Origin of the sequence: Pseudalkalibacillus sp. A8 (genome assembly GCF_045920555.1) — a bacterium.
GTDB lineage: Bacteria > Bacillota > Bacilli > Bacillales > Fictibacillaceae > Pseudalkalibacillus.
In genome coordinates, this window is the sequence record NZ_CP174509.1 from 1,962,277 (window position 1) to 1,977,486 (window position 15,210).

12 protein-coding genes are annotated in these 15,210 nt (G+C 42.8%); 10 read left to right on the top strand and 2 right to left on the bottom strand.

Annotated features, from left to right (window positions below):
• The first annotated feature begins 437 nt into the window (after nucleotides 1-437).
• Nucleotides 438-4,805, top strand: coding sequence for a S8 family serine peptidase (locus ACJROX_RS10195; protein ID WP_408010649.1), 4,368 nt, complete (start codon nucleotides 438-440; stop codon nucleotides 4,803-4,805).
• Between the two features lie 66 nt (nucleotides 4,806-4,871).
• On the opposite strand, the gene ACJROX_RS10200 is transcribed toward ACJROX_RS10195, so the two are convergent.
• Nucleotides 4,872-5,030, bottom strand: coding sequence for an IS3 family transposase (locus tag ACJROX_RS10200; protein WP_408011627.1), 159 nt, complete (start codon nucleotides 5,028-5,030; stop codon nucleotides 4,872-4,874).
• A 262-nt stretch (nucleotides 5,031-5,292) separates the two neighbouring features.
• Between ACJROX_RS10200 and ACJROX_RS10205 the strand changes: the two genes are divergently transcribed.
• Both ACJROX_RS10205 and ACJROX_RS10210 read left to right on the top strand, forming a co-directional pair.
• The gene (locus ACJROX_RS10205) at nucleotides 5,293-5,616 is read left to right on the top strand and encodes a nuclease-related domain-containing protein (RefSeq protein WP_408010650.1); all 324 of its coding nucleotides are present in this window, start codon (nucleotides 5,293-5,295) and stop codon (nucleotides 5,614-5,616) included.
• A gap of 166 nt (nucleotides 5,617-5,782) precedes the next feature.
• Nucleotides 5,783-6,037 carry a hypothetical protein gene (locus ACJROX_RS10210; protein WP_408010651.1) on the top strand — a complete coding sequence of 85 codons (255 nt, stop codon included), beginning with the start codon at nucleotides 5,783-5,785 and terminating at the stop codon, nucleotides 6,035-6,037.
• A gap of 56 nt (nucleotides 6,038-6,093) precedes the next feature.
• Here ACJROX_RS10210 and ACJROX_RS10215 read toward each other — a convergent pair whose 3' ends face one another.
• Complete coding sequence (locus tag ACJROX_RS10215) at nucleotides 6,094-7,833, bottom strand: glycoside hydrolase family 13 protein (protein WP_408010652.1); 1,740 nt, start codon at nucleotides 7,831-7,833, stop codon at nucleotides 6,094-6,096.
• Nucleotides 7,834-8,024: 191 nt separating this feature from the next.
• Between ACJROX_RS10215 and ACJROX_RS10220 the strand changes: the two genes are divergently transcribed.
• The 7 genes from ACJROX_RS10220 to ACJROX_RS10250 all read left to right on the top strand — a co-directional run bounded on the left by ACJROX_RS10220 (nucleotide 8,025) and on the right by ACJROX_RS10250 (nucleotide 15,209).
• Nucleotides 8,025-9,293 carry an extracellular solute-binding protein gene (locus ACJROX_RS10220; protein WP_408010653.1) on the top strand — a complete coding sequence of 423 codons (1,269 nt, stop codon included), beginning with the start codon at nucleotides 8,025-8,027 and terminating at the stop codon, nucleotides 9,291-9,293.
• A 97-nt stretch (nucleotides 9,294-9,390) separates the two neighbouring features.
• Nucleotides 9,391-10,677, top strand: a complete 1,287-nt coding sequence (locus ACJROX_RS10225; RefSeq protein WP_408010654.1) for an ABC transporter permease subunit — start codon at nucleotides 9,391-9,393, stop codon at nucleotides 10,675-10,677.
• A 1-nt stretch (nucleotide 10,678) separates the two neighbouring features.
• Entirely contained in the window at nucleotides 10,679-11,521 is an 843-nt protein-coding gene (locus ACJROX_RS10230) for a sugar ABC transporter permease (protein ID WP_408010655.1), read from the top strand.
• A gap of 192 nt (nucleotides 11,522-11,713) precedes the next feature.
• Nucleotides 11,714-12,739, top strand: coding sequence for a LacI family DNA-binding transcriptional regulator (locus ACJROX_RS10235; protein ID WP_408010656.1), 1,026 nt, complete (start codon nucleotides 11,714-11,716; stop codon nucleotides 12,737-12,739).
• A gap of 124 nt (nucleotides 12,740-12,863) precedes the next feature.
• A complete protein-coding gene (locus ACJROX_RS10240; protein ID WP_408010657.1) occupies nucleotides 12,864-13,814 on the top strand; it encodes a heme-dependent oxidative N-demethylase family protein in 951 nt (316 codons plus the stop codon).
• Nucleotides 13,811-14,236, top strand: coding sequence for a hypothetical protein (locus tag ACJROX_RS10245; protein ID WP_408010658.1), 426 nt, complete (start codon nucleotides 13,811-13,813; stop codon nucleotides 14,234-14,236). The genes ACJROX_RS10240 and ACJROX_RS10245 overlap by 4 nt, the downstream gene beginning before the upstream one ends.
• A gap of 34 nt (nucleotides 14,237-14,270) precedes the next feature.
• Nucleotides 14,271-15,209 carry a PDR/VanB family oxidoreductase gene (locus ACJROX_RS10250; RefSeq protein WP_408010659.1) on the top strand — a complete coding sequence of 313 codons (939 nt, stop codon included), beginning with the start codon at nucleotides 14,271-14,273 and terminating at the stop codon, nucleotides 15,207-15,209.
• Nucleotide 15,210: the final 1 nt, after the last annotated feature.

Genomic DNA, 15,210 nt, shown 5'->3' on the forward strand with positions numbered 1-15,210 from the left:
GAACTGACCGGTTAACTGGTATCTTTACGTTCGTTATATAGGATATCTGTAGATAAATAAACTTAACTTCAACAATGCACTCTCTTTTTCGACATTTCCTCCTCCAATCGGATTAGAAAAATATGTAAAACCATCGCTTTTAATACTACAGTCCTATTAAATACTGAATAAGTACTAGTTACGGCAACCCTTTGGCACTAGTGAGGTTGCGTGACTTCAATCACGTTTCGCAGGAGAGTAAAGTCCCAAACGAAATTTATCGACTAAACATTACCAATTCTTCATTCTTAGAAAATTATGTTAATTATATTAATTTCTTCAAAAAATTCCTTTATGATGGATTCAACATCAAAGGATACAGTCATTTCGCATTCGACATGAAAGGGGGAAAGGTCTGTACGTTTTGGTCAAGTTATATAACTTTTAGGAGGGGAAAAATGGTGCATTATCGGAGATTTTTGCTGAATCGACGTGCATTTGCGATCGTGTCAGCGATCATTTTACTAGTTTCAACATTTCTAGCTCCAACGGTGAATGCTAGAACGATAGAAAAGCAAGAATCGAATTCTATTACAACATCCTTTAAACAGGAAGCCCAGTCCAATAAAGTGAGTAAATCGCTACAAAACCAGTTCAAGAATGAAGAACAGGTCACGTTCCTGATCAAATTCCATGAACAGGCAGACACAACAAAAGTTGCGAAAAATGCTGTTGAAAAAGCTGAAAAGCAAAAGCTTACACCTTATAAAAAAGAGCTTGCACAGCGTTCAGCAGTCGTATCATCATTACGTTCCACCGCAATTGAAACACAAGGGAACGTTAAAAAATTCTTAGAGAAACAGAAAGAAAAAAAGGCAGTGAAAGACTATCAATCTTTCTTCATTGTCAATGCGATGGCTGTAACAGCGAACAAGGAAGTCATGGAGCAATTAGCTGCGTTTCCTGAGGTAGCGAAAGTGTTGCCTAATGAGGTGAGGCAGCTTCAACCGATGCCTGAAGCGGCAAAAGCGTCCACTCAACCGAAGGCAGACGTGAAAAATGAAACAAATTCAGTTGAGTGGAATGTAGAGCGGGTTGGTGCTCCAGCAGTATGGGAAATGGGAATCGATGGTTCAGGCACAGTTGTAGCGAACATCGATACGGGTGTCCAATGGAACCACCCAGGAATAGTGGAACAATATCGTGGATACGATCCGGCAAATCCAGACTCTCCAAGCCATGATATGAACTGGTTCGATGCAACGGCTGGACAAGATACCCCATACGATGATCAAGGACATGGTACACATACGATGGGGACTATGGTAGGCGCCGAGCCTGATGGTTCGAACCAAGTCGGTGTTGCACCTGGTGCCAAGTGGATTGCAGTCAAAGCATTCACAGCTGCAGGTGGAACGGATGTCGACCTCCTTGAAGCAGGGGAGTGGATCATCGCTCCGACTGATGCGGATGGGAACTTACATCCGGAAATGGCCCCGGATGTCGTCAACAACTCTTGGGGCGGCGGACCGGGACTTGACGAATGGTATCGTCCGATGGTCCAGAACTGGCGTGCAGCAGACATTTTCCCGGAGTTTTCAGCAGGGAACACGACAATCTTCAACCCTGGTGGTCCTGGATCTGTAGCAACACCAGCGAACTACCCTGAATCTTTTGCGACAGGTGCAACAGACATCAACGACAATTTGGCAAGCTTCTCATTGGAAGGACCATCTCCTTATGATGAAATTAAGCCGGATGTCAGTGCACCGGGTGTCAATATCCGCTCTACTGTTCCAGGAAGCGCATATGAAGGCGGATGGAATGGAACTTCAATGGCTGGTCCGCACGTATCGGCAGTCGTTGCGCTCCTTCGTCAAGTCGACTCTTCTCTGACTGTAGATGAAATCGAAGAAATTTTACTTAGCACGGCTGAACCGATGACGAATGGTGAATATCCAGAATCTCCGAACAACGGATTTGGATATGGACTGGTCAATGCATTTGATGCTGTATCTTCTGTCATCAGCGGACTTGGAGTCGTAAAAGGAAGTGTAACGAAGGAAGGAGACGATACTGAAGCTCCGACTTTCGAACATGATGCTCCATCTGAAACCTATGCAGGATTGAACTTGCCGTTAACCCTTTCAGCTTCTGATAACATCAGCGTCACAAATGTCCGTGTCGAATATGAAATCTCAAGGAACAATTGGGAATCTGTTGAAGCAGTCAGAACAGATGGTGATTATCAATCTGGAACGTATGAAGCGGTCATTCCTGGTGATGCAATCGAGGAATCAGTATTGCATTACCGTTTGGTGATCGAGGACTTCGGTGGCAACAATGTCACTTCAGAAGAATATGAAGTGTCTGTTCTACCAGGAATCTCGACCGGTTATTCAACTGATTTCGAAAGCCAGCCGACGGGTTGGATTTCTTGGGGAGACAACAACTCCTGGGGTTGGGGTGCACCAACATCAGGGCCAGGTGAAGCAGCATCTGGTGAAAAGGTCTATGCGACTAATCTTGATGGTGACTATGACAACAATGCTAACATGACGTTGATGATGCCGCCGATCGACCTGGGTGAGGGAGAAGCATATCTTCAATTCAATAGCTGGTACAACCTAGAGCGAAACTATGATTATGGCCATGTAGTGGTATCGACTGACCAAGAAACTTGGGAGCAAGTAGCACAATTCAACAATACGAGTGATGGTTGGATTGATGAAGAAATCGACCTTTCCGAGTATGCGAACCAGCGTGTTTATGTCGGTTTTAACGTTGATACAGACGGAAGTGTTTTACGTGAAGGCTGGTACATTGATGATGTACGACTGAGTGATACAACAAATGACACGTCATCAAAAGCTTCTTTGTTCAGTTCAAATAAAAAAGCTGATAAAGCTGAACCTGTTGAAAAAGCTAAGGATAAAACAGCAAAGAAAGAAAAAGTGAACCCAGCTGAATTGCTGCCGACGAAACGTATCGATCTTGGTAAAAAGAAAGATAAAGGCAAAGATGCAGGACCATCAGCATTACCGCTTGAGTCCGAGGTGAGCATCCTTGAATCTGGACGCTCGACCACAACAAGCCCGGTGGATGGAAGCTACTCGATCACGCATGCAGCTGGAGACTTTACCGTCCTCGCTGAAGCGTATGGTTACCATCCTCAAGAACAATCTGTCTCCATCCCGGATGATGGGGAAGTGGAAGCAGACTTTACCCTGGAAGAGATGGCACAAGGTACGGTTTCTGGTACAGTGACGAATGAGCAGACTGGTGAACCGATTGAAGGTGCAACCGTATTGCTTGAGGAAGATGCTGCTGTAACACCTGTAGAAACCGATGCTGCCGGAAATTACTCGTTGAACACGTATGTAGGTGACTATACGTTGAAAGTCATGGCATCAGGTTATTATGGAGAAGAATTAAGCATTACAATCGATGATGAAGAAGCGACGGTCCAAGATGCTCAATTAAAACCATTCATCGGATATCCTGGAGAAATCGGGTATGACGATGGAACTGCAGAGAATGCACGTGCTTTCTATGATGCAGGCAATGGTTGGGGTGTAAGGATGTCATTACCGGAAGGGAAAGAACAAGCACTTGTCACAGGTGGAATGTTCAGATTCTGGACGACTGATTGGCCGAACCCGGGTGGAACAGACTTCCAAGTTGAGATTTGGGATGCGGAAGAAGATGGTTCCCCTGGTGAGAAACTGGCCGGACCTATTGATGCGACTGCTCTCCGTACAGGAGAATGGACACACGTAGACCTTGCTGACCAAGGTGTGACGGTAGAAGGCGACTTCTTCATGGTTTACATCCAAACGGACCCGAACCCATACGCACCAGGTCTTGGTACAGATGAAAACGGTCCGAATGCAGAACGAAGCTGGCAATTCGTGGGTGGCGCATGGTCTCAATCACCTACGGCAGAAGGGAACTACATGATCCGTGCAACTGTTGATTATGAAGTTACAGCGCCAGTCATCGCTTCTCCAGCAGACGGAACTCATTCAAATGGTGAGAACGTGACTGTTGAAGGACAATCAGCACCAGGTGTAGATGTTCATTTGGAAAACAACGGAGAAGAAATAGCTGTAGTGGCTACTAATGAAGATGGATCCTTCAACGCAGATATCACACTTGTCGATGGTGAAAACGTCCTGACCGCAACAGCTGCCAATGAACGAGGAAAGACCAATCCTTCCGAGCCGGTGACGGTTATTCTGGATCAAACAAAACCTGAATTGACAATCGAGAGTCCTGAGGACGGTATGAAGACAAATCGAATGGCTGTTAACGTCACAGGTACTGTGGATGACGAGCACCTCGATTGGGTGAAAGTGAATGGTCAAAAAGCGACGGTCAACGAAGATGGCACATACACACACCGAATGCTCCTTGATGAAGGTGAAAATGTCATCAAAGTTGTCGCAAAAGATCTTGCTGGGAACCGCAAAAACCAAACGGTGACGGTGGATGCGAAGTTCGGTCCGATTGAAGTTACCAACGTGAAACCAGATACGGATAAAAACCTGGAAGCAGGACAATCCGTGATGATCGAATTCGATAGCGAACCAGGACTTGAAGCGCGATTCCGAATCCATATGCCGCTTACAAATATGGGTATGGTACAAAACGCGAATGAATTGTCGATGATGGAGACATCTCCAGGTCATTATGTAGGCTACTATACCGCAACTTCGAACGTTGTAGCTGATGGAGCAGTTGTAGAAGTAGTCGCAAGAGACGATTATGGAAACGAAACAGAGGAAATTGCAGATGGTAAACTTTACATCAACGTAGAGGAATAAAGGAAAAGAGGCTGCCGATTTTGAACAGCCCCCTGTAAAGTAGACAGTGGAATAATAAAAACAGCTTTAAGCGGCTTTAGCCCTATACTCCACAGGACTAAGGCCGTTTCGCCTTTTTTGTAGTCGTTCATAATTGTAAAAGTGTATGTATTCATCTATCGCTGCAGAAAGTGCTTCAAACGTCTCATACTTGTTTAAATAGGTTGTGACGAATTTATTAGCAATCTATCTTAAGGAGTGTTGTTATGATAAAAAAGAACTACAAATTCCATACAGCTTGTTGCAATTGATCGCATTAAGACGGAGAATTCCAGCCGATCATCCTAAAAGACAGTTGATTGATAGTAACTATTATAAATTGAAGGCTGGATTTAGAGGAGAACAGGCGATAGACTATCATTTTAACTATTTAGATCATGAAAGATACTACATTTTCCACGATATCAGACTACCTCTTGGAAAAACCTACTTTTAAATTGACTTCCTCTTGTTATCACCTTACTTTTATACAATTGTCGAAGTAAAAAATATTATGGGTACTTTATATTTCGACCCTGTTTTCAATCAATTGATACGGAAAAAGACATATGGTTATGAAGTCGGTTTTCCTGATCCCACTTTTCAAGTGAAAAGGCAACAATCGCAATTTTTCAAATGGTTGAAGCAATATAATCTACCAACCGCTCCCGTCCGCTATTTAATTGGAATAGGGGATTCAAAAACAATTCTTAAAACCTCGATCAATAATCATTACATCTCTAAATGGATCGTCCACAAATGGGCCGCTGCTTTCAAAATCGAAAGCTTTTGAAAAAATCTATCCAAAGGCAAGAGTCCAATCTTCTGATCTCAAAAAGACTTGTCGTAATATATTAAAGTATCATACTCCTTTAATCCCCGATATCTTGGAAAAATACGATGTTTTAAAGGAGGATTTATTTTATGGAGTGGAATGCTTAGATTGTTCTAGATTCAGCATGGAAAAAAGGAAGGCAAATTGGGTATGTAAAACGTGCGGAAAAAAAGATAAAAATGCACATTATAAAGCCATGGCAGATTACGGATTATTGGTTAAACCAACATTCCACAACGCTCAAATAAAGGACTTTCTCCAAATACCTTCATCAAATTCCACGACTTATTTACTTAGAAAAGCGGAAGTGCCAAAAGAGGGAAGGACATACAATTTACCAGTAGAATTTCTTTACAAACACTCTTTAAAGAGGATTTAGATCAAACAGAAGATTTTTCCGAATTGTGGTAAATTGCACATCCTGGTTTTTTCTTGTTATTTCTCTCTATAAATCCTGAATCCGTATGCCTCTACCTTAACATGTCCTCCGTCCACAATAGCGTCAGAATCCCACAAATCCTCATATTGACCTTCTGGGAAAACGACCTCATTAATATGCTTTGAATTATTGACGACCACAAAGATTTTCTCATCTTCTATACTTCTTTCATAAAAAACGATATCCGTAGCATTGTCCACCGGAATGAACTTGAAGTGTGAATCACCTTGCAATGCAGCATGCGTCCGACGTAATTCAATCAAGCAGGAAACGAATGAACGCAAAGCAATATCCTGTTCTTTATCATTCCATTCCATACATTTGCGGCAGCCGGGATCTTGAGCGCCAGTAAGTCCGATTTCATCCCCATAATAAATGCAAGGGGAGCCCGTAAACGTAAGCTGGAATAAGAAAAGCAGCTTTACACGACGAATATCATTTTCACAAATGGTCAAAATCCGAGGTGTATCATGACTGCCGAGCAGATTGAAAGCCACATCATTCGCGTTTTTCGGATAGGAGACCATCCATTTTGTAATCTGCGCTTTGAACTCCTCTGCTCCAATATCACCTTTTGCGAAAAAATTTAGTGCTGCATTCGTAAACGGATAATTCATGACTGCGTCAAATTGATCGCCTTGAAGCCAAGGCATCGCATCGTGCCATATCTCTCCGAGGATATATACGTCAGATTTCACCTCTTTGACCTCCCGGCGGAAATCTCGCCAAAAAGCATGGTCCACTTCGTTCGCAACATCCAAACGCCAACCGTCGATATCGAATTCTTCAACCCAATATCGTCCTACATTCAACAAATACTCACGGACTTCTTGCTTCTCTGTATTCAACTTCGGCATGGAGGATACGAAAGCAAAGGCATCATAAGACGGGGTAGGTTCTTCGACAATCGGGAATTCCCGAATACGGAACCAGTCCCTGAACCGGGATTTTTCCTGGTGCTTCAGTACATCCTGGAAAGGCTTAAAGAAATATCCGCTATGGTTGAATACCGCGTCAAGCATCACCTTGATGTCTCGCTTATGGCATTCCATTACCAACTTCCTGAACGTTTCCTTATCACCAAATTGAGGATCGATTTCCAAGTAATCGATCGTGTCATATTTGTGGTTGGAGTGTGCTTTGAAAATAGGTGTGAAGTAGATTCCGCTAATCCCAAGGTCCGCCAGGTAGTCAAGATGGTCGATCACACCCTGGAAATCCCCACCGAAAAAGTTATCTTTTTCAGGCGGTTTGCTTCCCCAATCCAATGTCCCTGGAGGATTTATTGATGGATCGCTATTCGCGAAGCGTTCGGGAAAAATTTGATACCATACTGTCCCGCTGACCCATTCCGGGGCTTTAAACACATCAATCTCATTCAAAAAAGGGAAGGCGAAGTAAAAATCTGTGTCCCGAGGATCAGCCTCCACGAATCCTTTTTCACCATATACGAGGCTATCATGGCCGTCTTCCAATTGAAAACCGTATCGTAATCTCTTGAATTCTGGTTCTACTTCAGCGATCCAGTAGTCGAAAAGGTCATCTGAACCTTCAATCTGCATTGGTATTTTGTTGCTTTTCCAGCCATTTTCATCCCATACGTAGGGGTCACCATATATCAAAAGGATTTGCTCAATGTCATTTTTGGCAGAGCGTAATCGAATATGGATTTTTTCAGTCGTACGTGCGTATGCGTAGTTGTTTTTGGGACGATGATAGATTGCAGTTTTCTCCATCGGTTTACACCTCATTTTTTAGAAGTTTGAGAGTTTAATCTTAAATCCATCATAATTTAATAAAAAAAGTTATGCAAACGGTTGCAGGATGTTCTCGGGGTATGTATAATACAAATAAATCAGTGCAAACGTTTTCACGAAATCAAGCAATCACTTAGTCTATCGATTCATATTATGGGGGAGGTCTTTTAATGTTAAAGAAGTTTTTAAATGTATCACTAACAGCTGGATTGGCAGTTTCAATGCTTGCAGCTTGTGGTCCGCAAGATTCAGGGGAAGAGACAGGCGGTAATACTGACAGCAATGAAAAGCCTGAAAAGCTAGTTGTTTGGGAAGACAAAGAGAAAGGGGTAGCACTTGAGCCTGCTATCAAAAGTTTTGAAGAAAAATACGGTATCAAAGTAGAATTCAAAGAATTAGGGATGGCTGATGAAATCCGCGAGCAGCTTCCATTGGATGCTCCGGCTGGGACAGGTCCTGACGTACTGACATTGCCTCATGACCAGATCGGTGCATTGGCCACTCAAGGTTTATTAGCGCCAATCGAAGTTGATCAAGAGGTGATTGATACATTTACTGAATCATCCATTCAAGCGCAATCTTTCGAAGGCCAGCTTTATGGACTGCCAAAAGCGACAGAGACACCAGTATTCATTTATAACAAGGAACACATGGATGCAGCACCTGAATCTTTTGATGAGCTGTATGATTTCTCAAAAGATTTCACTAACAATGGTAACTATGGATTCTTAGCTTTATGGGATAATTTCTATTTTGCGAATGCAATCATGGCTGCACATGGTGGTTATGTATTCAAGCAAACGGATGAAGGTCTTGATGCAGATGACATCGGTTTGAATAATGATGGCGCAGTTGAAGGAGCTCAATACATCCAAAAATGGTATGAGGAAGGCTTGTTCCCTAAAGGAATCGTCGGTGAAAATGGTGGTTCTGCGATGGATGGATTGTTCAACGAAGGGAAAGTCGCTTCAGTCATGAACGGACCATGGGCATTCCAAGGGATGCAAGATGCTGGTATTGAAATTGGAGTAGCACCACTTCCGAAGCTTACGAATGGTGAGTATCCACAAACGTTCATCGGGGTAAAAGGATGGCATGTCTCAGCTTATTCTGAAAACAAAGAATGGGCTACGAAACTAGTTGAGTGGATTACGAATGAAGAGAATGCAAAAGTCCGTTATGAAAAGACACAAGAAATCCCACCAGTTAAATCATTGATTGAAGATCCTGTCATCGCAGACAATGAAGGTGCAGCCGCGGTTGCTGTCCAATCGCAACGTGGTGTTCCAATGCCGAACATTCCGGAAATGGGGCAGGTTTGGGAGCCGATGGCAAATGCGCTTCAGTTGATTGTAACTGGAAAACAAGAACCGCAACCGGCACTTGAAGATTCAACGAAAACAATTAAACAACAAATTGAAGCTTCCGGAGCTAAATAAGCCATTAAAGAAAGAGATAAGCGGTACCTCGTAACCGGGGTACTGCTTCTATCTTTCTACAGTTAATAAATATAGAAAGAAAGGACAGGGGGTATCAATGATCGACACGAACGCAACCAAGCCAACTCATCGGAAAATAGCCTTTTTATTATCCCTCATTCCAGGTTTAGGGCAGCTTTACAACCGTCAATATCTTAAAGCATTTACATTCATCGTTTTAACATTTTCTTTCATCATCGCGTTTAAAGATTTGCTGAACATAGGACTTTGGGGGCTGGTGACACTAGGTGAACAGCTGCCTCGGGATCACTCAATCTTTTTATTAGTTGAAGGAATCATCGCAGTACTCGTTCTTTTACTCGGTCTTTGTGTCTATGCGCTAAATCTATATGATGCGCATTTGAATGGGAAGAGACGTGATTTAGGAATTCAACTGAATTCCATTCGTGAACAATACCGCAATGTAATCGACACCGGATTTCCGTATCTCATGCTCTCGCCAGGGTTTTTCCTGCTTATTTTCGTGGTGATTTTTCCGATTCTGTTCGTCATTCTACTATCGTTCACCAACTATGACCTTTATCATTCACCACCAGCTAGATTAGTAGATTGGGTCGGATTTCAAAACTTTATCGATATTTTCAAATTGGATATTTGGCGCAGAACGTTCATCGGTGCATTATCCTGGACAGTAGTCTGGACATTCGTTGCTACCACGATTCAAATTGCAATCGGAATCTTCCTTGCTGTCCTAATGAACCAAAAAGACCTGAAATTCAAAAAACTTTTCCGAACGATCTTGATTCTGCCATGGGCGATTCCTGCATTCGTTTCAATCCTTGTTTTTGCTGGAATGTTCAACGAATCTTTCGGAGCAATCAATAATGATTTGCTTGCTCTCTTCGGGATTGATCCGATCCCATGGCTTACGAGTCCGTTCTGGGCGAAAGTGGCGTTGATCCTGATTCAATCGTGGCTTGGGTTCCCGTTCATTTTTGCAATGGTGACCGGGGTCCTTCAATCAATACCGGATGAATTGTATGAGGCTTCAACTGTGGATGGTGCAACCATGTTGCAGAAGTTCCGTTCGATCACATTACCGCTGATCCTTTATGCAATCGCACCAATATTGATTACGCAATATACGTTCAATTTCAATAACTTCAATGTCATCTTCTTATTCAACGGAGGAGGGCCGCCGATGCCGGGACAGACGGCTGGATCGACCGACATTTTGATTTCTTGGATTTACAGCTTGACGTTAGAGTCTAAGCAATATGCGAAGGCTGCTGCAGTTACGATGATCCTGTCATTGATCGTCATTTCAGTAGCTCTCTGGCAGTTCAGAAGAACGAAATCGTTTAAAGAGGAGGATATGATGTGATATGAATATGAAAAAACAAAAACTCATCCGCCTCACGTTATCCTATATCGCTATTTTCATTGCAGTCTCCATCGTCATCTATCCGGTCCTTTGGATTGTCGGTTCTTCTTTCAATCCAGGAAATAGTTTATCTGGATCGACCATCATACCGAAAAACGCTACTTTGAAGCATTATCAGGAGCTGTTTGACCTTTCGTCAAGCCAATACTTGATCTGGTATTGGAACACATTGAAAATCTGCACCATCACGATGATCCTATCCGTGACGATGATCGCCTTGATGGGTTATTCTTTTTCCAGATATCGATTCATCGGCCGTAAAAATGGATTGATGACGTTTCTGATTTTGCAAATGATCCCGAACTTCGCGGCATTGATCGCTATTTATGTACTTGCAGTACAGACGAAATTGATCGATACCCATTTAGCTCTGATCCTGCTATATACCGGTGGATTGCTGCCGATGAATACCTGGCTTGCCAAGGGATATTTTGATACGATTCCAAAAGAGCTTGATGAATCAGCAAGAATTGATGGGGCAGGGCATTTCAGGATCTTTTTGCAGATCATCCTGCCGCTTGCAAAACCGATTCTTGCCGTAATTGCGCTATTCAGTTTCATTACACCATTTGCTGATTTCATTCTTGCAAAAGTGATTTTGAGAAGTGAAGAAAAGTTTACATTAGCAGTGGGACTATATAATCTGGTAGCGAAGCAATTCGGTGCAGAATTCACCAAATTCGCGGCTGGGGCTGTTTTGATCGCGATTCCGATTTCCTTGTTATTCCTATCCCTGCAACGTTATCTTATTTCAGGGTTGACTGCCGGCGGAACGAAAGGATAATCGATTTTATTAAAATAGAGGCTTGTTATACTTCATTTTAGATATTTGCGAAATACTTTCTTACAGTAAAAGAAATCAACATTAACCTTTAACAACGGCATAATAAAATATCAGGATGTATTAACAAATGAGTCTATTGGCTTATAATGGTAATATAGAATCAGTTAGAAAAACGAACAGGGGGAAGCAGACTTGGCTGTAACGATTAAAGATGTAGCAAAACTAGCAAATGTTGCTCCCTCGACTGTATCCCGTGTGGTAGCGAACAACCCGAGGATAAGTGAGGAAACAAAAAGGAAAGTCCGTGAAGCGATGGATTATTTAGGCTACCATCCGAACTTTACTGCTCGGAGCCTTGCAAACCGTAGTTCACGAGCAATCGGTCTTGTGATGCCGAGTTCTGCAGAGAAGGCGTTCCAAAATCCTTTCTTTCCCGAGGTGTTGCGCGGAATCAGCACGAAGGCGCATGAACAGGAATATACCTTGCTCATGTCAACTGGAACCACAGAAGAGGAAATATATCGAGCTGTTGTCGGAATGGTCCAAGGAAGAAGAGTGGATGGGATCGTTCTCTTATATTCAAGAGTAGATGACCGCATCATGAACTATTTGTATGAGCAGAAGTTCCCGTTCACTGTTATCGGGAAGCCGTATAAGAACGACAATCACATCAATCATGTGGATAATGACAACTACCGTGCAGCGAAAGAGTTGACCGAATATCATATTGAAAACGGCCATGAACGGATCGGCTTTGTTGGGGGAAGCCTCAACCTCGTAGTGACGACTGACCGGTTACTCGGCTATGAAAAAGCGTTACACAATGCGAAGATCCCATATCGAAAAGACTATGTCATCAGTGCTGATTTTGCATTGGAGGATGGGCGGAAGGCTGTTTCCGAATTAATGTCTTTAGAAGACCCGCCTAGTGCATTAGTAGTCACAGATGATCTCATGGCACTTGGTGTGTTGAGGATGCTTGATGATATGGGGATCACCGTTCCGGACGATGTTGCGGTAGCGAGCTTCAACAATGCGATGATTGCGGAGTTGGCGACACCGGCATTGACATCGGTTGAAATCAATATTTATGAGTTGGGGTATCAAGCAGTAGACGGATTGCTCAAATCGCTCGAAAAACCTGATGCACAAGCAAGCAGGGTGAAAGTCGATCACCAGATCATCATCAGACAATCGAGCGGGGGAATGACGAAATAGAATTTCCTCAAGTTAGAAAAGAGTTCACAGAGTGAGCTCTTTTCCTTTTTTGGAAGGATTCAAACAGGCGATTATGGAATGTTTAAATAAGGGAAAAGGCTTGACGTACGGGGAGGTAATACAGTTGTCACGAATAAACGGGTTTCCATTTCCATTCACAAAAAATCAATATGCATATTCGAATGATTCCGTACTTTTGGATCCGTTGAAAACAATAACCGTTACGGATGATTATAAAAGCGAAATTGAGCTGAAAAGAAAGCTGCTGCACAAACACCATGACCGATGCTTCCGATCGCTGCCACTTTCGATCGAGTCGCAATGGGAGACGTTGCTGCTTATATTCAGTGAGCTAGCTTCTCGAAAGCCAGACTCCTTCATTTTTGAAAAAAAGGGAAATGAATGCTTCTTTCAAAATCATTTCTTTGAAGAGGAGGTCACGTTTTTATTTCGTGATGCGTCAACGATTGATCTGGAGCCGTTAGACTTGGTCGGTCGACATGTACAGGAAGATCTGATCATCATGGGCGACCGGCATGATGGGCTTTTTCTCGAAGCTGGACAGTTGTGTTTTCCGTCCAATTGGTCACTGGCTTTCGTTCAAGGAATGGAGTTCAAATCCATCCACAGCCCTGTGCCTGGTATACAGAGTGACGGGTTTATCCAAAAGGTGGAACGTTTCATTTCGAAAATCCGTCCTGGCACAGCATGGGAGAGAAAGAACTGGTCCATAACGGTCACCAATAAACTTGATACACCGCTCGAGACTTATTCTGAATGGGGGAAACATCGCAAGGAGGTCACTGCTGAAAATGCAGGTGACCTTATCCATCTGCGAGTAGAGGTACAGAGGCTTTTCAGGCTGCCGATGAATCATGATGTCCTTTTTACCATACACACCTATTTATTGCAACTGAACGACTTGATTCAAAATGAATCCTGGCTTAAAACCTTCTACCAAAACATCAAGACCCTTTCAGAAGACATTACGGAATACAAAGGCATTTCCACGTATAGGACGGAATTACTTCGCTTTCTGGAAAATCATATGGAAAAAGAGCGGATGGAACGATGAAATACATTCTGATCTTAACCGAGGTACAATTCAAAAAGGATGCTGAACTCAAAGAAAAAGATCTTCAAAGAGAGAACATCACCGTTGAAATAAAACTCCTTGATCCACCGGTTGACCGTATGGAAATCGACCGAATGCTTGAGGCCATGCCTCTTGGTGCCATGGTGATCATCTTTACCGCTGGTGAAACACGTCAACTGATCAGACAGGCAGCCAATACAGCAGGGTTCTCTGATGAGGATATAAGGATCGAAAGAATGGATACAGGAAACTACCGTATCTTTTGTTCGAAATGTCATTTGATTAATGATACAGCAAGTCTGGAAAAATCATTAATATGTAAGAAATGTGGTCAACATCTCGAACCCTCTGATCATTATTCAAGATATCATGACTCTTATCTTGGGTACTCGATACTGTAATAACTGCATAAAACCAGCTTGAAGGATGAACTGAATGGAGTACACATTACGATTAACTGTTAAAAAAATTGAAAATGAGACCAATACAATTAAAAAATTCACCCTCACATCGGATCAGATCCTACCTGCCTTTGGAGCGGGTGCTCATGTGACGCTTCATTTACCAATGGGAAATCGGCAATATTCTTTAGTGAATAATCCATTCGAAATGAAAAATGAGTACGTAATCGCTGTAAAAAAGATCAGTGATCATAACAGTGGTTCAGGGTACCTGCACGAATGCATCAATCAAGGGGATTCCATTACCGCTTCACCACCGGACAACTTCTTTCCGCTGCGGACTGAAGCGAAACATCATGTCTTTTTTGCAGCCGGGATTGGCATAACCCCTTTCATTTCAATGATGGAGTACTTGAAGGCGATCGGCCACAGTTTTGAATTACATTATGCTGCACCTGGAGAAAGAGAATGTGGATTTTATCATTACATTAAAACGCGTTTTTCGAATGAGTCGACTTTTTATTTCATGAAAAGAGAAGAAAAAATCGAAACACTGAAAAAAGCCCTTCAAAACAGAACGATGGGGACCCATATCTATTTATGCGGACCGCAAACGTTCATGGACATGTTAGGGGATTATTCGCATAATCTTCGGTATCCTGAAAAGTTCATACATGAAGAACGTTTTCAGCCAGCAGCCCAGATCGAGGACCCTCAGCCTTTTATAGTGACTCTTGTAAAATCCGAGGAAACCTTCAGGGTGAATTCCGGTCAAACCTTACTGGATGCTCTTCATGAAAAAGGTTTCGATATACCTTATACGTGCAGGATGGGGGTTTGCGGTACGTGTGAAGCAGGGGTTGAAGAAGGAGAAGTTCTCCATTGTGACTCTTTTCTGACAGATGAAGAAAAGAAAGAAAAGATGCTTACTTGTGTATCTAGAGGTATCGAGCACATCAAGCTTCGCCTCTAAT